At 38.5% G+C, this 19,745-nt stretch carries 22 protein-coding genes; 3 read left to right on the forward strand and 19 right to left on the reverse strand.

Features of this window, described 5'->3' with window-relative positions:
• Positions 1 to 21 precede the first annotated feature (21 nt).
• Complete coding sequence (gene serA / locus L2716_RS07730; protein WP_236333352.1) at positions 22 to 1,596, forward strand: phosphoglycerate dehydrogenase; 1,575 nt, start codon at positions 22 to 24, stop codon at positions 1,594 to 1,596.
• A 65-nt stretch (positions 1,597 to 1,661) separates the two neighbouring features.
• Here serA and L2716_RS07735 read toward each other — a convergent pair whose 3' ends face one another.
• The 13 genes from L2716_RS07735 to L2716_RS07795 form a co-directional block, all read right to left on the reverse strand.
• Positions 1,662 to 2,474, reverse strand: a complete 813-nt coding sequence (locus L2716_RS07735; protein WP_236333354.1) for a histidinol-phosphatase — start codon at positions 2,472 to 2,474, stop codon at positions 1,662 to 1,664.
• Positions 2,475 to 2,516: 42 nt separating this feature from the next.
• The gene (locus L2716_RS07740; protein WP_236333357.1) at positions 2,517 to 3,206 is read right to left on the reverse strand and encodes a peptidoglycan DD-metalloendopeptidase family protein; all 690 of its coding nucleotides are present in this window, start codon (positions 3,204 to 3,206) and stop codon (positions 2,517 to 2,519) included.
• Between the two features lie 156 nt (positions 3,207 to 3,362).
• Positions 3,363 to 5,162, reverse strand: a complete 1,800-nt coding sequence (locus L2716_RS07745; protein ID WP_236333358.1) for an ATP-binding protein — start codon at positions 5,160 to 5,162, stop codon at positions 3,363 to 3,365.
• Positions 5,159 to 5,878 carry a response regulator transcription factor gene (locus tag L2716_RS07750; protein ID WP_236333360.1) on the reverse strand — a complete coding sequence of 240 codons (720 nt, stop codon included), beginning with the start codon at positions 5,876 to 5,878 and terminating at the stop codon, positions 5,159 to 5,161. The genes L2716_RS07745 and L2716_RS07750 overlap by 4 nt, the downstream gene beginning before the upstream one ends.
• An 86-nt stretch (positions 5,879 to 5,964) precedes the next feature.
• Positions 5,965 to 7,152: a c-type cytochrome biogenesis protein CcsB gene (ccsB, locus tag L2716_RS07755; protein WP_236333362.1), complete on the reverse strand. Its 1,188-nt coding sequence runs from the start codon at positions 7,150 to 7,152 to the stop codon at positions 5,965 to 5,967.
• A gap of 22 nt (positions 7,153 to 7,174) precedes the next feature.
• Positions 7,175 to 8,797: a cytochrome c biogenesis protein ResB gene (gene resB / locus L2716_RS07760; protein WP_236333363.1), complete on the reverse strand. Its 1,623-nt coding sequence runs from the start codon at positions 8,795 to 8,797 to the stop codon at positions 7,175 to 7,177.
• A gap of 12 nt (positions 8,798 to 8,809) precedes the next feature.
• The gene (gene resA, locus L2716_RS07765) at positions 8,810 to 9,337 is read right to left on the reverse strand and encodes a thiol-disulfide oxidoreductase ResA (protein ID WP_236333364.1); all 528 of its coding nucleotides are present in this window, start codon (positions 9,335 to 9,337) and stop codon (positions 8,810 to 8,812) included.
• A gap of 82 nt (positions 9,338 to 9,419) precedes the next feature.
• Entirely contained in the window at positions 9,420 to 10,139 is a 720-nt protein-coding gene (locus tag L2716_RS07770) for a pseudouridine synthase (RefSeq protein ID WP_236333366.1), read from the reverse strand.
• A 358-nt stretch (positions 10,140 to 10,497) separates the two neighbouring features.
• Positions 10,498 to 11,028, reverse strand: coding sequence for a spore maturation protein (locus L2716_RS07775; RefSeq protein ID WP_236333369.1), 531 nt, complete (start codon positions 11,026 to 11,028; stop codon positions 10,498 to 10,500).
• 2 nt (positions 11,029 to 11,030) lie between these two features.
• On the reverse strand, positions 11,031 to 11,624 hold the full coding sequence (locus tag L2716_RS07780; RefSeq protein ID WP_236333371.1) for a nucleoside recognition domain-containing protein: 594 nt from the start codon (positions 11,622 to 11,624) through the stop codon (positions 11,031 to 11,033).
• The gene (locus tag L2716_RS07785) at positions 11,617 to 12,777 is read right to left on the reverse strand and encodes a D-alanyl-D-alanine carboxypeptidase family protein (protein WP_236333372.1); all 1,161 of its coding nucleotides are present in this window, start codon (positions 12,775 to 12,777) and stop codon (positions 11,617 to 11,619) included. The genes L2716_RS07780 and L2716_RS07785 overlap by 8 nt, the downstream gene beginning before the upstream one ends.
• Positions 12,778 to 12,871: 94 nt before the next feature.
• A complete protein-coding gene (locus tag L2716_RS07790; protein ID WP_236333374.1) occupies positions 12,872 to 13,477 on the reverse strand; it encodes an isoprenylcysteine carboxyl methyltransferase family protein in 606 nt (201 codons plus the stop codon).
• On the reverse strand, positions 13,465 to 14,544 hold the full coding sequence (locus tag L2716_RS07795; RefSeq protein WP_236333376.1) for a type III polyketide synthase: 1,080 nt from the start codon (positions 14,542 to 14,544) through the stop codon (positions 13,465 to 13,467). The genes L2716_RS07790 and L2716_RS07795 overlap by 13 nt, the downstream gene beginning before the upstream one ends.
• A 146-nt stretch (positions 14,545 to 14,690) precedes the next feature.
• On the opposite strand from L2716_RS07795, the gene L2716_RS07800 reads away from it, so the two are divergent.
• Positions 14,691 to 14,789, forward strand: a complete 99-nt coding sequence (locus L2716_RS07800) for a YjcZ family sporulation protein (protein ID WP_236333378.1) — start codon at positions 14,691 to 14,693, stop codon at positions 14,787 to 14,789.
• A gap of 98 nt (positions 14,790 to 14,887) precedes the next feature.
• Here L2716_RS07800 and L2716_RS07805 read toward each other — a convergent pair whose 3' ends face one another.
• Genes L2716_RS07805 through L2716_RS07815 form a run of 3 tightly spaced genes read right to left on the reverse strand, consistent with a single transcriptional unit; the run spans position 14,888 to position 16,641 of the window.
• Complete coding sequence (locus L2716_RS07805; RefSeq protein WP_236333380.1) at positions 14,888 to 15,274, reverse strand: hypothetical protein; 387 nt, start codon at positions 15,272 to 15,274, stop codon at positions 14,888 to 14,890.
• Positions 15,275 to 15,277: 3 nt separating this feature from the next.
• Positions 15,278 to 15,880: an SMC-Scp complex subunit ScpB gene (scpB, locus tag L2716_RS07810; RefSeq protein ID WP_236333382.1), complete on the reverse strand. Its 603-nt coding sequence runs from the start codon at positions 15,878 to 15,880 to the stop codon at positions 15,278 to 15,280.
• The gene (locus L2716_RS07815) at positions 15,877 to 16,641 is read right to left on the reverse strand and encodes a segregation/condensation protein A (RefSeq protein ID WP_236333384.1); all 765 of its coding nucleotides are present in this window, start codon (positions 16,639 to 16,641) and stop codon (positions 15,877 to 15,879) included. Before L2716_RS07815 ends, scpB begins: the two co-directional genes overlap by 4 nt.
• A gap of 153 nt (positions 16,642 to 16,794) precedes the next feature.
• Here L2716_RS07815 and L2716_RS07820 point away from each other — a divergent pair, with 153 nt between their 5' ends.
• The gene (locus L2716_RS07820; protein ID WP_236333385.1) at positions 16,795 to 17,322 is read left to right on the forward strand and encodes a DUF309 domain-containing protein; all 528 of its coding nucleotides are present in this window, start codon (positions 16,795 to 16,797) and stop codon (positions 17,320 to 17,322) included.
• 13 nt (positions 17,323 to 17,335) lie between these two features.
• On the opposite strand, the gene L2716_RS07825 is transcribed toward L2716_RS07820, so the two are convergent.
• From L2716_RS07825 to L2716_RS07835, 3 genes are all read right to left on the reverse strand, one after another.
• Positions 17,336 to 17,710 carry a GNAT family N-acetyltransferase gene (locus L2716_RS07825; RefSeq protein ID WP_236333387.1) on the reverse strand — a complete coding sequence of 125 codons (375 nt, stop codon included), beginning with the start codon at positions 17,708 to 17,710 and terminating at the stop codon, positions 17,336 to 17,338.
• 249 nt (positions 17,711 to 17,959) lie between these two features.
• Entirely contained in the window at positions 17,960 to 18,430 is a 471-nt protein-coding gene (ribH, locus tag L2716_RS07830; RefSeq protein ID WP_236333389.1) for a 6,7-dimethyl-8-ribityllumazine synthase, read from the reverse strand.
• Between the two features lie 84 nt (positions 18,431 to 18,514).
• On the reverse strand, positions 18,515 to 19,708 hold the full coding sequence (locus L2716_RS07835) for a bifunctional 3,4-dihydroxy-2-butanone-4-phosphate synthase/GTP cyclohydrolase II (protein ID WP_236333391.1): 1,194 nt from the start codon (positions 19,706 to 19,708) through the stop codon (positions 18,515 to 18,517).
• Positions 19,709 to 19,745: the final 37 nt, after the last annotated feature.

The raw sequence follows: 19,745 nt of genomic DNA on the forward strand, positions 1-19,745 counted from the left end.
AAAGGATGAGGTGAAGCAATCATGTACAACATTGTCATCAGTGACCCCATTAGTAGAACTGGATTAGAGCCATTATTGAACACGTCAGGGATACACCTTATCGAGAAGAATATACATGACGTCGATCATAAAAATGATATTGATGCAATTATCGTTCGAAGTGGGACAAAAATTACAGAAGACCTTATTAATGACATGTCACGGTTAAAAATAATCGCTCGAGCAGGTGTTGGAGTGGATAATATCGATGTGGACGCGGCCACAGAACGTGGCATTATAGTCGTTAATGCACCTAATGGAAATACGATTTCGACTGCAGAGCATACGTTTGCGATGATGCTATCACTCATGCGAAATATTCCTCAAGCAAACCGTTCAATTAGAAATCTTGAATGGAAAAGGTCGAAATTCACTGGTCATGAACTACACGGTAAGACCCTAGGTATTATCGGAATGGGTAAAATCGGAACTGAGCTTGCGAAACGAGCTTTGGCTTTTGAAATGAACATTCATGTATATGACCCATACTTAACGCAAGAACGTGCAAAAAAGCTACAAGTTAGCACTTTACCTTTACAAAGTGTCCTAGAAAATGCGGATATCATAACGGTCCATACACCCTTAAATGACGATACAAGAAGTCTAATCAATAAAGAAACCATTGAATTGATGAAGAAAGGTGTCTATCTCATCAATTGTGCACGTGGCGGAATTATAGATGAAGAAGATTTGCTTCAATCACTTGATTCGGGACATGTTGCTGGGGCAGCATTAGACGTCTTTACTGAAGAACCTTGCCAAAATAAAGCGTTACTTCAGCATGAGCATGTCATTGCCACACCTCATATCGCAGCATCCACAACGGAAGCGCAATTTCATGTAGCAAAACAAGTAAGTGAAGATGTGAGGAACGTTTTACTCGGTGAGCCATCTCTAAATTCACTTAATTACCCGACCATTTCGAAGGATTTACATGAATTTATTTATCCTTATATTGATTTAGCGAGTCGCCTAGGGGCATTCCTATCTGAATGTATTAAGACGCCTGTAAATGAAATTCAATTAAGTTATTCTGGAGACCTTTCTGATCATGAAACGCTTCCTATTACGAGAAGTCTGTTGGCTGGTTTCTTGAACCCGAGAGTCGACCAAAATGTGAATATAATTAACGCCAGTGTCGTTGCAAAACAACGTGGGATTAGTTATGGGGAAACAAAAGCATCCCAAACATATGGTTATTCCAATTTAATCGAGGTAACTGTACTGGGAGAACATCATTCCGTTTCGATAAAAGGAACGCTCATTCCGGGCTTAGGTGGGCGTGTCGTCAACTTAAACGGATTTGACATTGATTTCACCCCAAAGGGTAATCTTGTTTTTATCACACACAATGATCAACCAGGTGTAATTGGAAAAGTAGGAAACGTGCTTGGAAAATACGATGTGAATATAGCAACCATGCAAGTAGGAAGAAAGGAAGTCGGTGGCGGGGCAGCAATGGTTCTTTCTTTTGATCAACCCCTAACAGGAACGATGCTTGAAGAACTGCAAGAAACAAATAATATAGCCTCTGTAACAGCGATGTCAATGGATTAATATAGACACAAAACGGCTCATTTGTAAGGAGTAGACCTCTTTTACAAATGAGCCATTTTATTTGTTTACCCTAGAGACACTTCCCTGCGTTCCCCTTTATTAAATGTCATCAATTTGGTATATCCCACTTTTCGTGCCAATTCTACTGCTTGATCATAGGCAAATCCAACATGCTCTGGAAAATGAGCATCGGAGGATAGGACAATCGGAATCCCTTTTTTATAGCACATAGCTAATAGTTCTTCATGTGGATAGATTTCTTGTGTTGGTTTTCTCAATCCAGCCGTACTTATTTCAACACAAGTCTTTGATTCCTTCAGGGCATCTGTTGCTCGATCATATTGTTCTAACAAGAAATCCTTTTGATGTGGGACATAGTTGAAAATTTTCACTAAATCAAAATGACCTAATATATCAAAAAGGTTCGATTGAGCCAGTGTAACGACTTGATCGAAGTAAGCTCTGTACACATCGTACACATCTCTTCTTTCCCATTCACTCTTATATTCTGACAGATCTATACCGAAATCATCAACCCAATGAATTGAACCAATCACATAATCAAAATTGTACTGGTTGATAAACGTCTCCATTTCTTGGTGTTTACCAGGTGTATAATCCATTTCAATCGACATTTTTACATCAACATGTTCATTCCACGCTTGCTCAAATAAGGAAACATAATCCGCCATATCATAATATCTGCGCTTCTCTACCCAGTCATTCGATAGAATATTGGCTGTTTGATAGAAGTGATACGCGTGCTCTGAAATACCGAAGTGCGAAATTCCTTTCTCAGTCGCTTTATGGATAAATTTCTTCAAATAATCCAAGGTTAACGTCCCATTCTCTAGATGGTTATGGTAGTCTGTTAGCACAAATATCATCCCTTCCAATGTGTTAACAAACATTATACGTTGTTACGACTTTTCTTTAAACACGATAAGTGAATTTCCAGCAATGATTAAATTAGAATCAAGGTTATTCCATTGTTTAAGTTCTTCTACAGTCACGTTGAATACTTGAGAAATAGACCATAATGTATCTCCCGCATTAATGTCCACTCTTTCCTCGTGGCTCTTATCTAACTTATTTACTTCCAAGACATCTTCTTGTTTTCCACCTTCATTCAGGAAGACTAACGGGTCTACTGCATTGCTTTTCTCATAATTCCATTTTTCTTTATGCACTTCAAAATGAAGATGATTGCCATACGATCGTCCTGTACTTCCAACGGTTCCGATGATGTCTCCTTTTTGAACCTTGTCTCGTTCTCTTACATTTCGTTTGTTTAAATGCGCATATACCGTTTCGATACCACTAGAGTGTTGAACAAATATAACATGTCCGTATGTTGTAGAATAATAGGATTTTCTCACAGTACCGTTTTCAACACTTTTGACCGGTGTCCCTTTCTCAGCAGCAATATCAATACCGAAATGTGAACCACCTCTTGTACCAAATTCATCTGTCATCATTCCCATTACAGGCCATTCCCAATTCCTGTCACTCTTATGACGATTTTCAACTGCGTTTACAACTTGATTGTCGACATTTAAATAAATCATCGACAAAACCATAGTAAGTACGACGAGCGTTCTTTTTAACATTAAAATAACCTCCATACAAAGCTTGATCATATGTACAAACACATGACCATATCGTATGGAGGTTAGACAATTTTTATAACAAGAAATAACATTTATTTTTTTTGTTACTCGGAACAAGACTCATCATCATAGTTTCTTATGGAACAAGATTAATCGTCAAGTTCTACTTTCATTCTTACTATTTCGTGGAATGAAAAATGAGAAGGTTGTACCTTCGTTCACTTTACTATGGACAGAAATCTTTCCGTCATGTGCATCTACAATATTCTTCACGATAGCTAGACCTAAACCTGTTCCAGAGCGACCACGTGTACGGGCTTTATCTGCTTTATAGAAACGTTCAAATACAAATGGCAAATCTTCCTTCGGTATTCCCGAACCTGTATCCGTCACCTCTACAAGCATTCCACCTGATTGGTCCACTACATTAACGTATACTTTACCGCCCTTGTCGGTGTGCCTTATCGCATTGTCAACGAGGTTCGTCATGACTTGTTCCAAACGATCAGGATCTGCAAAAACGCTAAATGGACGGGCAGGTGTTGATAACTGCAGATCTATTTCCCGATCTTTAGATAATCCTTGGAACTTTCGAACAATACGAGTGAAGAAATCGTCAATTTCAATTTCCATCTCCTCTAAAGAAACATGACCTGCTTCCATTCTTGCCAGGTCTAATAGCTCATTTACTAATCTACCCATCCTTAGTGACTCATCATAAATAATTTGGGCAATCTCTTTCTTCTCTTCTTCGGTCCCGGCGATATCATCTATAATCGCTTCACTATATCCTTGTAGCATAGAAATAGGCGTTCTAAGTTCATGTGAGACATTCGCAATAAAGTCTTTACGGAGTTTATCGTGCTGGCGTTCATCCGTCATATCACGGAATACAGCCACAGCCCCCCGAAAGTTCGCTTGATTATATAACGGGGTCATAACAACTACCCAACTTCGACCTTGTAATTCTATTTCGGTCATCTGCTCTCGTTCTAAATTAACGACCCGGCGAAATAGTTCATTCATTTGTTCTGGAAGTTCTTCTCCTTCTCGCTCAATCATTCCTTGCTCATAATACCAAGCTTGGATAAATCGCTCTGAAGGTGGATTCGTTACAAGAATTTTCCCTTTACGATCGAGAGTAATTACACCATCTGCCATACTACTTAGAATACTCGACAACTGCTCTTTTTCTTGACTAAGTGCATTGATGTTGTTCTTTAATTTACGTCCCATTCTGTTGAAGGTTAATGCAAGCTCTCCAATTTCGTCATGTGTTAAAATCGGAACTTTTGTATCGAAATTCCCTTGTGCCACTTCAAGGGCTGCTTCCCTCATTTTTCTTAATGGTGCTGTAATTCTAGTTGAAAGGAAGAAAGCAAAGATCGTCATTAATACGATTGCAATTCCGGCTGATAGATAGATAATTTGTTTCGCCTTCTGATTGGTTTCGTGTATGAGATCCAAGGATTGATAAATAAAAACGGCTCCTTGTTCATTTTCAGAAAGTTGAACAGGCTTTCCAACAATCAGAATCTCATTATGCTCTGGCTCATTTCCATTCATGACTGGAAAGTCTCCTTGGACACTAACCTCTTCTTTTTGAGTCAGAACTTTTGAAAGTTCCTTATTCTCTCGAAACATATCATACGGTAAACGCGACAAGTTTGCTTGATTGGAAGCATGTGAGTACCGCGTACTGTCACCTACGATGACAATATTACTTGTGTGGGCGTCAATTAATGCTGAAATAGTCTCCTCAGAGTTTTCAAAACCTCTTTCGTCTTCAATCATTTGAACGACTGAGCCAGTAAGCTGAGAAATTTGCACTTTAGCGTTGTCAACGATTAAATTCTCAAAGAATTGAAGGAGTAGAACCGTTAAGATAAATAGTACAACTGAAACAAGCAGGAGAATCGTCCCCCAAAGCTTTCCAACGACACTCCTCCAAATCATTCTTTTTCTTCCACCTCAAACTTATAACCGACTCCCCATACAGTTGAAATCATAGTAGCCGCCTCGGGTGATACCCGGTTCAACTTTTCTCGAAGTCGTTTAACATGTGTATCCACTGTCCTTAGGTCACCAAAGAACTCATAATTCCAAACGTCTTTTAGAAGTTGTTCCCGAGAATAAACTTTATCAGGGGTCTTAGCTAAGTAAAGGAGTAGTTCATATTCTTTTGGCGTTAAGTTGATTTCTTTACTGTCCGCCGTCACTCTGTGTGCATCATTGTCGATCGTCAAATATGGGAACACAAGGAGATCCTTACTTCCCGTATCTGTATGTAAATACTTCGTTGCGGTTGATCGTCTTAATAATGCTTTCACTCGTAATATAACTTCTCTAGGACTAAATGGTTTAACAACATAGTCATCTGCACCTGCTTCAAATCCGTGAACACGATTGGATTCTTCACCTTTTGCAGTGAGCATTATGATAGGAGTCGCTTTCTCCTTACGCAATTCTTCACAAACCTCTATTCCATCCATTTCAGGCAACATTAAATCTAACAGGATAATATCAAACTCGGATGCCATTGCTTCTTCTAAGGCTGTCTCGCCATCTTCGGCTTCAACAACTTCGAAATTTTCACGTTCTAGGTACATACGAAGTAATTTACGAATTCGTTCCTCATCATCTACAACTAATACTCTTAGATCGTTTTCCATTGTACACAAACCCTCCTACTTCCTATATCCATTTATTATCCTTTCCAATTGGAAAGAAAACCTCCACAATACGTGAAGGTTTTTGGTTAAGCATAAGAATGTAACCCAGCAATAACAAGGTTTACAGCTATTAAATTGAACATGATGATGACAAACCCGAGGACACATAACCATGCAGATCTTTCACCATGCCAATCTCTTGTCAAACGTAAATGCAGATATGCTGCGTAAAATAAGAACGTAATAAGTGCCCATACTTCTTTCGGATCCCATCCCCAAAATCTTGTCCAAGCTTCTTGTGCCCAGATCATTGCGAATATTAAAGCACCTAATGTAAAGACAGGAAATCCAATTGCAACTGCTCGATAACTAATCTCGTCTACTAATTGGGTGTTTATATTCGATAGCTTGGGCTTTAAAGCGGCACCGATTCTCTTTCTCAGGACGAGTCTCAACAAAGCATAAAGGATGAGGCCAGATAACATAGACCATATAAATGTGTTCAATTTCTTTGGTGCATCGATTCCTTCCATCCACGCAGGCGCTTCAAATAAAGGTCCGAACTTTTCACCAGAAATAATCTCTCCATCATGAGGACCTGAAATGGCAGGCATTTCGTAAACTAGTTCTGCTTGATTGTCACTTTCGTTAATCCATTGGAAAGTGGTTTCGTAATCTGCTAATCCAAATGAAACCGAGACGAGTATGAATCCTAGTGTACTTAAAAGCGAATAAAGCACAAACTCTAACCAGCCAGTCTTTTTCGACCCTTTTGATTGATCAATTGTTGCAATTAAATAAATGAGTCCAGCCACAAAACTAATGGCAAGAATCCCTTCACCTAAAGCTGCAGTTGTAACGTGAATCTTCAACCAGTTACTTTGAAGCGCTGGAATTAAAGGCTCTATTTCTCTTGGAAACATGCTTGCATAAGCAATGATGAGTAGTGCAATCGGCATTGCAAAAACACCTAACACATTCAGCCGATAAATAGCATAAATGACAATAAATCCAAATACCATCATCATGCCAAAGAAGGTTGTAAATTCAAAGAGATTACTTACTGGAGCATGTCCTGAAGCAATCCACCTTGTAATAAAGTAACCTAGTTGTGAAGCAAACCCTGTGATAGAAAGTATATAACCCCACTTTCCCCATTTATTAATTGTCTTGCCATCTTTGTTCTTGATTGTTAAAGCTGCTCCAAAAAATGCTGTAGCAATAAAGTAAATGATAAAAGCGGCATACAATAAACTACTACTTAATTCAGCCATCTAAAATTCCTCCTTTCTTCCGTTATTTCTTTTCTTCCTGTTGATCTACTAATGGATTTACATGCAATTTGTCTGTGATGTCTTGTAATTCTCTTTTGATGCCATGCCAATTCTTATTCGTATGAGCGGCAATCCATAGCTCGTCCTTATTTAACTTAAACCAAACACGTCGATGGTTCCAATATAACCCTTGAATGACGCCAATCATAAAGATAATGCCACCGATGAATATAATCGGTAGTGTATAATCTCTTGATACGGTAAGACCTGTAATGAAATCAGTGTCAATTCCATCAAATGCAATTTTATACTGATTTTCACCCGACGGTTCTAGGTTTTGCCTAATTCCAATGAATGCAATTTCCCCTTCTGGCGTTTCAGGTGTAATCATCTTGAAAATAAAAGCTGGATTATTAGGTACATTCGTTTTGGTTGAAGGTTTGTTCGTTTCAGAATCGAAATAAAAATCAGGATAATAGTTATTTAATACCACTTTGTTTCCATTACCTAAATCATATTCGTTCTTTGGATCATTTAAATCAACTGAAAATTTCCCAATCGACTTCTCAGTTTCTTTATTTTGAAATTCGAAACTCATTTCACTCATTTCGTTTCTATAGTCCACTTGGTATACAGAATATCCATCAAATTGTAGTGGTTTGTTCACTTGTATCGGATATTCTTTTACTTTTGTTAATTCTGGCTTTGCACCAGGGAGCTTTTCTTCAGCTTTATATAGAACGACATCACTTTGATAGTTCTTAACGACTGATCCACCAACACGGTTAATCGCATCAGAGAAACGTTCTTCATTAGGATCATACTCTTCATACGTGAATTTTTCATGCTTAAGGTAGTACTGCTGATCCGTCCCCTTTATTGCTTTCGTTTCACCTTCCCGTACCCACATGTCTGTGTCTAAGTATAACCCTGGAACGACACGAAGCATGGATCCGATTAGGAATATGATGAGACCTACGTGGTTGACATAAGGACCCCATCTGGAAAAGCGACCTTTCTCTGCTAAAATGTTCCCTTTTTCTCTACGCACACGATAGCGTTTTTCCTTCAAACGGAAAATCACTTCTTCAATAAATTGGTCAACATCTTCAGGTCGTTTCGTCGTTGTAAACAAGCGTTGTTTTTTTAGAAAGTTATCATGCTTCGTCACTCTTTGATTTTTCAACGTTCGATATAAAGGGATACCTCTATCGATACTTGCAACGGTAATTGAAACACCAATCAGGCCTAATAACAGTACAAACCACCAAGAGCTATATAGATTGTGAAACCCTAAGACGTAATAAATCTCACCCAGAATGCCATATTCTTCTTCGTAATATGCAGCCGGATTCGTCTGGGCTTGAGTCGGTATATACATTTTTTGAGGGAAGATCGTGCCTACTGCTGACGCAATCAAGGTGATGACGATCAACCAAACACCAACCTTAACGCTTGAGAAGAAATTCCATATCTTGTCGATAACATTCGCGTTATAGGTTTGAGAACGTCTAGCTGTCCCCTCATATCTCATATTAACGAGCTGTTTCTTAGATGAATCCTCTTGAATCGGATTCCCACAGGATTCACAAAGAACCGTACCGTAGGGATTCAGATGGCCGCATTCGCACTTAATTTTCTCCATTTGAACACCCCGTTATGGTTTAATTTGTTCCATGTAATTTCGAACACGTGTATCATTTAATTCTCCCGTTATCTTATCTATGACCTTACCTTCTGGACTAATCAGATACGTTGCTGGTAGATTTCCCACACCGTACACATCTACAACTTCTCTTTGTTGGTCTAAAACGACTGGGAATGTAAGGTTCTTTTCATCAACGAATTTTTTTACTGTTAATTTAGTTTCAGCGATATCAACAGCAAGAACTACTACGCCTTGATCTTTATACTTTTCGTATTGGCGTTGAATTGCCGGCATTTCTTTTTCACAAGGTGGACAATATGTACCCCAAAAATTCAAGAAAACGCCTTTCCCTTTGTAATCTTCAAGTTCTACTTCTTTTCCGTCTAAGTTTTTTAATGCAAAGTTCGGCGCAGTGTCTCCAACTGCTACCGGCTCTTTTTTGTCACTAAATACAGTTTGAAAAAGTGTATAACCTAGGGCAAGGGCAATTACAACCAATATGACAGAACGCATCACTAACCGCTTTCGTTTATTCATAATGGTAATCGCTCCAATCTAATCTTCTACCCTTCCTACTATACCTCTAAATTGTCCAGTATTCATGGGATTTTTTTGACTTTTATGTGACAGCAAGATTGCGAATTTGTTTAACTTCATGTGGTGTCAACTCACGTGCTTCTCCAGGATTCAGGCCGTTAAGATTTAGATAGCCATACCCTTCCCTTTTCAGCTTTTGGACTGGATAACCAATCGCTTCAAACATTCTACGTACTTGACGGTTTCTACCTTCATGAATAGTCATTTCAATGATGGCTGTATTTTTCCGACGATCCATGCTCTTAAGCTTCACTTTAGCTGGAGCGGTATATCCGTCTTCCAAGCGAATACCATTCGATAGTTTTCGAAGTTCTTCTTTCGATGGAATACCTCTGACCTTTGCAACGTAATGTTTATCTACATGGAATTTAGGATGCATAAGCGTATTTGCAAAATCCCCATCATTAGTTAGTAGAAGCAAGCCTGATGTATCATAATCCAATCGACCAACTGGAAAGATTCGTTGCTCGATCTCTGCAAAATAATCGGTCACGACTTTTCTGCCTTTCTCATCTTTCACACTCGAAATGACTCCTGATGGCTTATAGAATAGAAAATATACCGGTTCTTCTTTATCGATCGGCACCCCGTCAACTTCTATTTCATCGGAAGGTGATACTTTCGTGCCAAGTTCCTTCACGGTTTTTCCATTCACTTTCACTTGACCATCTTCAATTAATTTTTCAGCTTTTCTTCGGGAAGTAATCCCTGCTTGCGCGATAACTTTCTGTAATCGTTCCATACTTTCACCTCATTCTCAATCATACTCTTCGGTGTTTGAATTCTCAAGTATTGCCGGCAGATGTCACTTAATGTTGGAAAAGTGAGTTTATTTCGATTGTTCTCGATTATTGAAAAAATAGGCTGACGGCAACAAAAAAAGGAGCTGACCCAAAAGGATTAAGATGTCCTTAATGGGAAGCTCCTATTTTTTGAGTTTAACTCGTTATGCACGATAATCTCAATATATGCACGATAATCTCGATATATGCACGATAATCTCGATATATGCACATTAACCCTATTTAAACTAAAATAGGATGCCCCATACAACTTCTTTCAAAGATGTTTTGGGACACCCCCCTACAATTCCTATTTTATTAACCAAAAACAATCGTCACAAATACGATCGCACTAATAATTCCGACAAAATCGGCCAAAAGCCCAACTTTCAATGCATCTCCCATTTTTCTAATCCCAACTGCCCCAAAGTAAACCGTCAAAATGTATAATGTCGTATCTGTACTCCCTTGCATAGTGGAGGCGAGACGACCAATAAAAGAGTCTGGTCCATGGGTTGCAATCAAATCTGACGTCATAGCAAGCGCACCTGTACCAGATATTGGACGAATTAAAGCTAAAGGAACGATGTCTGAAGGGACTCCAACTATAGCAAGAAACGGTTGAAAGGAGGAGATAAGAAAATCCAATGCGCCAGAAGCTCTAAAGACCGTGATCGCCACAAGCATGCCTACTAAATATGGAATGATAGAAACAGCAATGGAAAAACCCTCTTTACCCCCTTCAACAAATGCCTCATAAGTGGAAACTTTCTTAAATGTCCCATATACGAGCACAAATCCAATTAAACAAGGCATGATCCATATGGAGATTGTGGAAACTGCACCCATGTTCATTGCCTCCTTTTCATAACTCGCCGTCTATGAAAATACCGGTCAATTAATATCGCTGCTAAAGTAGAACAAGTGGTAGCCATTAACGTCGTTGCTACAATATCAGTAGGCGAGACAGAACCGTAATTCATCCGGATCGCAATAACTGTCGTGGGTATAATCGTTAAACTTGAAGTGTTAATGGCTAGAAACGTGATCATTGACCGACTCACATCATCTCGATCATCATTTAACCTTTTCATTTGCTCCATAGCTTTAATACCCATCGGTGTTGCTGCATTACCTAGACCAAAAAGATTGGCAACCATATTTGAAAGAATATAACCCATTGCAGGGTGATCGGGTGGAATCTCAGGAAACAATCTCCGAACAAACGGTTTGAATAAGGATGTTAATTTATGGAGTAAACCTGCTTGTTTGGCAATGTTCATCAAACCTAACCAGAATACGAGTATACTAATTAAGCCTAGACTAATTGTTACTGCCTCTTGAGCACTTGTAAACAATACTTTGTTCACTTCTTCCATCGTCCCATTTATCGCTGCATAAATGATGCCAAATACAAACATGAAAACCCAGATTAGGTTAACCATAAGGCACCGTAATCATGAAGAATTTCGTAACAACATCCTTTACGGTGTTCCAGAAAGTTTCCTCTTCCAACTCCTCATAGGTACCTTTCATATATAAAGGCAAAACACCTATTTGTTGATTGTTTAAATATACTTTTAATGTCCCTACACGACTAGGTGGATTTTTCCACTTCCCTTTATCAGGTGGTTGTATTAAAGTAATCTCATTTTTGACAAGCGATCGTTCTTCCTCCGTCAGTGGGTATGAAAAGGTCCGAGCAGCTTCAACTTTTCCTTTATAATGTTTATTTTCAAGACCCGATATTTTACCCTTCTGCACGATAGAAACGAAATCATAATGGCTGAATGCCCAATTAAATAAATTCATATGGTCATTCCAATCATTTCCGTCATTTAACGTTACTGCAACTAACTCCAAACCATCTTTAGCAGCGGTCGAAACAAGCGTTCTTTTCGCTAGGGATGTAAATCCAGTCTTGCCACCCGTCGAATATTTGTACATTCTTAGTAACTTGTTCTTATTTGTCCAAATTCGGTCCCATTTCTCACCATCTTGCGGAGCACGATATTTACTTGTGCCTGCAATTTTCCTATATTCTGAATTGGACATCGCATACCGAGTTAAGAGCGCCATATCATAAGCAGTTGAATAATGATGTTCACTATCATCAAGACCGTGCGGATTAGAGAAATACGAATTCTTCATGCCAATTTCTTCAGCTTTTGCATTCATCAAATAAACGAATCCTTCTAAGCTTCCACCTACATGTTCAGCAATCGCAACTGCAGAATCATTCCCAGAGCGGAGCATTAATCCATAAACTAAGTGCTCTAGTTTTATTTTTTCATTTTTCTTCAAATAAATAGAGGATCCTTCTGCTAAAGTTGCTCTTTCAGTTACTTTAGCTGTCTCATCCATTTTTCCTGATTCTATCGCTAGTATTGCGGTCATGATCTTCGTTATGCTCGCAATTCTCATCTTCTCATGCTCTCTTTTTCCGTACAAAACTCTACCTGAATCTTGCTCCATCAAAATGGCACCTTGGGCATGAACGCCAGGAGAAGAAGCAGCAATATTTTGAGTCGGTAGGATAAATAGTAATAAGATCACTAAACCGAGTTGGATTGTTAATTTAATCGGAGCTTCTACCATAACATCCCGTCCCTTAGCACGTTTTGTACAAGTTTATGCTAGAAAGGACGAGATATGAAAAATATATTTATTTACATAATAATATTACCGAACACTAATTTTTGTTTGGTTTAGGATTTGATGGCATAAATCGATGTGTCTGACTGAACGCAGATTGGTAGTTCGCGTTTTGAATGAGCGCTTTTTCCTCTGCAGGAATTCTCACAAATCTAATCAGTATGGCATTGAAAAGAGAAAATACAAACGCTGTAAAGAAGGCATTAAACATGAGGGGAATTACGAATAGTTCCATCGCAACAATGACGTAATTAGGATGTCTTAAATATTGAAACGGACCTTTCTTAATCACATTCGCACCAGGTAGAATGATAATCTTCGTATTCCAGAAGTATCCTAATGAACGTATCGTCCATACTCTTAAAACTTGGAGTAAAAGGAACATAATGAACAGGATCGGAAAATACAGAGAAAGGTCAAATTCACGGTAATAAACTTCTATCCACAGAGAAATCAGAAAGCCAGTATGTAATATAACGATTAACTTGTAGTGCTTTGATCCATATTCCTTCGCACCCTTTTCTTTCATGATTGTTTCATTTCGTCTCGCAACGAGCAGTTCGACTAGCCTTTGGATGATCAAAAATATGAAGATGAATGCAAATACCAAACCGTTCACCTCTCCATTGTTTAATTCGTCCATTCTAATAGCAATATTTCAGAACTAAAACCAGGTCCTAATGCCATAAGTAATCCTAAATCCCCAACATTAATATCTTTTTGTAAAAATCGTTGGAGAACATAAAGAACTGTAACGGATGACATGTTTCCATAACGCTTCAAAATGTATAAAGCATCCTCAATCTTTTCATCATCTATAGATAGAGCACTTTTATACGCTTCAAGAACTTTAATACCTCCTGGATGCGCCACTAAATGTTTAATTTGTTCCATTTCGAGCTTTTGATCTATTAAAAATTGGTGGATCGTCGGATTCATCCATTGATCCACAATCGTCGGAATATCCTTTGAAAATACAACATTGAGGCCATTATCCTTAACATCCCACCCCATGACCTCTTCAGAGTCAGGCTTGAGTGTAGACTGTGTCGCTACTGTCCTTACATAGGTGGTTTCATCATACTTGAACTCATTTTGCTTAACGTCCTCTCCAATTACTAATACAGCTGCTACACCATCTGCGAATAATGAGGTACCAATCAAATTACTTTTGGAGTAATCGTCGTGCTGAAAGGTTAAACTGCAGAGCTCCACACATACTAGCAACACTTTAGAATCAGGATACGCTTTACAATAATCGTGTGCTCTAGAAAGTCCTGAAGCTCCCCCAGCACACCCCAGTCCCCATATAGGGATTCTCTTCGTATTACTAGAAAAAGGCATCTTATTCATAATCCTTGCCTCAATACTCGGAGTCGAAAAGCCTGTAGATGAAACAAAAATGATGGCATCGATTTCGTGATAAGGAACACCAATCGAATCCAGACAATTTTCAATAGCTTTTATACTATATTCAATCGATTTGTTTATGTATAAGTCATTTTTGACTTTTAATGAGTGTGGTTCCTTGTACCAATCCACATCTTTCACAAAATACCGAGATTGGACTTGTCCATTATCAAATACCTTCAATAATCGATCGATATTAGAGAAATGATCCTTAAACATTTCATAAGCAAACGATACCGTTTCAGTTTGACTGACTTTATGTTCAGCATTACATGTACCGACTGATAGAATGTATGGCATCATACCACCTCTAATTCATTAAGAATGTTATAAGTTTGTACCAATTTACATGATTTATGTAAAATTGGTGCATTCGTCTAGTCCGCCTACTAGACATATACATATATTATGGGTGAATGACTGTTTAGGAAGAGGGGGAACATCTCATGTCAGATGGATTCGGAAAAGGTTTCATACTACTTGTCGTGTTATTTGTCCTACTGGTGATTATCGGTGTCACCGTATACTCAGGGTCACTCGGATAACCCTTACCTATATCATTGGAAGCAAAAAGGATTGTACTTAACCGTGTGGCTTCAAATAACAACCTGTACGGAATAGTTCAATCCTTTTTGATATAGACTTAAATCTCTAAATAGCCATGTTCATGTATTTGCTTTACCATTTCTTCTAGGGCGCTTTGTTCAACACTTTCAAAGAGGGATAGAAATTGATCCTCTTCATTTATGTAAACTCTGTATCGTTTTCGGTATTCAGGGTTTTTCTTCAAAGCAAGTAAGGCTACCAAATCTCGAATGTACATCCCTTTCCCATTCACTTCAAAGACTGGGTTTGATTGTATGCTGGTTTGTTCCAATAATTGCTCATCGAAGTATCGAACATACAAGACGGAAAGGGTCTTATGCTTACCTTCATCTTCAAAAGTAACATCTGAACGACTGAAAAACTCTTCCGGTGAATTTGATTTAGACTTCTCTAACTCTTCACTAGCAATAGCCGTTACCTTCATCAATTATTCCTCCTCATTATTAGGACCAATCGCATTTTGGAAGTTTTCGAAGAATAAATCTGCTTCCGTTTCAATCGAATCATCTTCAACATGGTCTGGTAAATGCGGTAGGTCTTCAATTGTCTTCAAACCAAAATACTCTAGAAAATCACGTGTTGTTCCATATAAAATGGCGCGTCCAGTCCCTTCAGCTCTTCCTACTTCTTTCACCAATTCTTTCGAGGCAAGTGTTTGAAGGGGTTTCTCTGTTTTGACTCCTCGTATATCTTCAATTTCTGCTCTTGTAATCGGTTGTTTATATGCAATGATTGCTAAAGTTTCTAAAGCCGCTTGTGACAGTGAACCGGTCGTAGGTGATTCCACAAATTTTTCGTAATAGTTGATATGCTTTGCCTTCGTGGAAAATTGATATCCACCCGCGATTTCAACAATTTCTATCCCTCGTTCATCCGATTGATAATCTTGCTTCATCTCTTGGATGATACTTTCAGCTTGTGATTGTTCAATTTGGAGGATATCAGCAGCCTGCTTACTTTCTAATCCTTCATCACCTACAACGAAGAGTAATCCTTCTATAATTGCTTTTTGTTCTATTCTTGTTGTCAACTCTGATCCTCCTCTACTAAATGAATCATAATATCTTGGAAATTCTTCTGTTGTTCACATCGTATTTGTCGTGTCTTCATTAATTCCAGTATCGCCAAGAATGTCACAACCATATGATCCCGACTAGGGTAAGGAAATAGACTCTGAAAAGATTGTTTTCCTGTCCGTCCGCTTAGCTCTATGACTATCTCATTCATACGAGTATCAATTGGTATATCTTGTCGATCGATTTTTGTCGTGGGTGTTTTCCGATTCTTTTTTTGTTTTTTATCAAATATAGATTGAAAAGCACCAACTAGATCGTAGATGGTCATATTTGAAACCGGATTGACAGGTGCTGATGTTGTTTCTATATGATCTAAATTGGAAGGTGGTTTCGAGAAGGTTAGACTTCTTTTCCCCTCATTTTCTCTTAAATAAGAAGAAGCCTCCTTGAATTTTCGATACTCAATTAAGCGACGAACGAGATCCTCTCGAGGATCATCTTCCATTTCCATTTCAATTTGCTGATCCAATTGTCCTTCATCATGTTTTGGAAGTAGCGTTTTACTTTTTATAGCTAGTAACGAAGCTGCCATCACTAAGTATTCACTAGCAACATCCAACTGTAACTCTTTCATCGTATGTATATATTCTAAGTATTGCTCTGTAATTTGTGAAACTGGAATGTCATAAATATCGATCTCATACCGATTGATTAAATGTAGTAATAAATCAAGCGGACCTTCAAATGCATCCAGTCTAACATTATATTGCGTCATGAAATGTTCCCCATTTTCATATTCTATTATTTATATAGACTTAAAAATATGTCGATATTATAGCACACAGGATACCCCTTCACAATTTGCTTCTTTTCAAGAAGGGAAGTAATTATGATAAACTAATACGTAAAGAATGGAGGGATCCATTAGATGTACCCGAAAGCATATATCGATTACTTAGTTCATTTTCATGGTTTAAGAGATTACTTTGAATGCCATGAAATTTTAGAAGAATACTGGAAGTCTGTCCCAAAAGAGCAAGAAAAACATCATTGGGTAGGACTGATCCAGATTGCAGTAGCTTTGTACCACCAAAGAAGAAATAATTTCTCAGGTGCAAAGAGAATGATGAAAAGTGCGTTGAACATCGTGGAAACAAACCAATCGAAATTGATCTCACTCGGTATAGATGTAAATGTATTAATGTCCGAACTCCGCACACGCCTAAATGAAATAACCAATCAACAACCCTATCATAGCTTTAACTTCCCCTTATTAGATAAGGACCTCCGTGCACTATGTGAACAGAAATGTCAGGAAATTGAGTGTACGTATGGCATGCCAAGCGACTTGGATAATGACTATTTGATTCATAAACATACGCTAAGAGATCGAAAGCCTGTTATTAAAGAACGACTTGAACAACACGCCATTAGAAAAAAGAAACGGGAAGGATAATCCTTTCCGTTTCTTATTGGTCATTCTCCAGCTTAATTTCACCATCTTCACAACGCTCGAAGAATGAGTGGGTTTCTTCATTTGCAGATAAAGTATATTCATCCTTCAGTACTTTCTTAAGTGCATCGACCATTTTCTTGCCGATTCCTTGGTGTCGATGGGATGGATTTACACTGACATGTTGTAATTCTGCAACCCCGTCTTTCATATTTAAGCCTACAATGCCAATGATATCTTCGCCTTCTTTCCAAAGAAACAATTGGTATTCGGACTCTGTTTCATATTGCTTGACGGTTTGTTGCAGCTTCTTGAGATCTTTTTCGTTCGGCATGAACGATAGAAGTCCCATTGCAATTTTTTCATAGTTACGCTTATAACGGATTAACATAAGTTCTCCCTCATTATCGAAATAACTTCCCTACGAGTGACAATAGTAAGAGGAATGCAACGATTATTACTACAATGAATAGTATTCGTTCTTGCTTTTTATTGTTCATACAGTTCCAACCTCTTAAGAATACTACTGATAAAGTTCAATATAGTCACATTCATTATAGCGAAACTTCTTTAAAGTTGCTAATTTTAGTCTATATAAGTATAACATTCTATAGATCTTGGTAAACACCTTTTTACAAGCCTATTTATTGAACGACCTGCAAAGATTACCCATTTCAATAGCTGAAACAGCAGCTTCCCAACCTTTGTTTCCAGCTTTCGTTCCCGCTCTTTCTACCGCTTGTTCGATAGAATCTGTTGTTAGCACACCGAATATGACAGGTACACCAGAATTGATTGCAAGACTAGAAACCCCTTTCGAAACCTCGCTACATACATAATCGAAGTGTGGAGTAGAACCTCGAATGACAGTTCCTAATGTAATTACCGCGTCATACTTATTCGAATCTACCATCTTCTTTGCAATCAATGGAATTTCAAATGCACCTGGAACCCATGCGATATCAACGTCCTCTTCATTTACACCATGGCGTTTCAATGCATCCTCAGCACCTGACAATAATTTCCCAGTTATGAATTCATTAAATCGACCTACAACAATCCCTACTTTTAAATTCGTTCCTACTAAATGTCCCTCAAATGTTGTACCCATAATATTATTCCTCCTAATTTGTATATTCCTCTTAATTCACCACTTATTTCTGTGTTGTCACCTATATATGTTGCGATTCACTTTTTAAAAGTGAAGCATGTGACCTAACTTGCTGTGTTTTGTTCTTAAATACTTTTCATTCTCATCCCTATGTGGTAGTTGGATCGGCACTCGATCGAGCACTTCTAAACCATACCCACTTAAGCCTTTGATCTTCCTCGGGTTATTTGTAAGGAGGTTCATTTTAGAGATACCTAGATCTCTTAAAATTTGTGCTCCGATACCATAATCACGCAGATCAGGTGCAAAACCAAGCTTTTCATTAGCTTCAACTGTGTCATAGCCCTCTTCCTGTAGCTTGTAAGCCTTCATTTTATTTAAAAGACCGATCCCTCTGCCTTCTTGTCTCATATAGAGGAGTACACCATTTCCTTCTTGTTCAATCTGGGACAAGGCTGCGTGTAATTGGGGACCACAATCACATCTGAACGAACCAAATGCATCCCCTGTCAAACATTCAGAATGAACACGAACTAATGTAGGTTCATCAGGGATAATTTCTCCTTTTATAAGTGCGATGTGTTCCTTTTGATCAAGGATATTTGAATAACCGATGGCACGGAACTCCCCGAACGCCGTTGGTAGAGTAATTTCAATTTCCTTTTGAACAAGCTTATCTTTTCGGTTTCGGTATTGGATGAGATCCTTGATTGTGATCATCTTCAAATCGTATTCATCTGCAATCTTTCGTAAGTCAGGCACCCTTGCCATCGTGCCATCTTCATTCATGATTTCACAAATAACTCCCGCTGGCTCTGCTCCAGAAAGTCGTGCCAAGTCTACAGCTGCTTCAGTGTGACCTGCTCTTCTCAAAACGCCGCCTTGCTTAGCGATTAAAGGAAAGACGTGGCCTGGTCTTTTAAAGTCTGAAGGTACTGACTTCGGATTTAATAACTGTTGAATTGTAGTTGCCCTTTCCTGTGCAGAAATGCCAGTAGTTGACGATTTGTGGTCGATACTTACCGTAAATGCCGTCCCGTGTGGATCTGTATTGTGATTTACCATTGGATTGAGTTCTAATTTGCTTGCAAGGTCTTCAGTAATCGGAGTACATACAAGACCACGACCATGGGTCACCATAAAATTGATCACTTCAGGTGTTACTCGATCAGCGAGTGAGATGAAGTCCCCCTCATTTTCCCGATCCTCATCATCACATACAATGACCACATTACCTTGCATCAATTCATAAATTGCTTCCTCTATACGGTCAAACATATTGAGGTCACCACCCTTTCAAATATCTCCTTACTTA

The sequence above is a fragment of the Pseudalkalibacillus berkeleyi genome (genome assembly GCF_021608225.1).
In the GTDB taxonomy this organism is placed as follows: domain Bacteria; phylum Bacillota; class Bacilli; order Bacillales; family Fictibacillaceae; genus Pseudalkalibacillus; species Pseudalkalibacillus berkeleyi.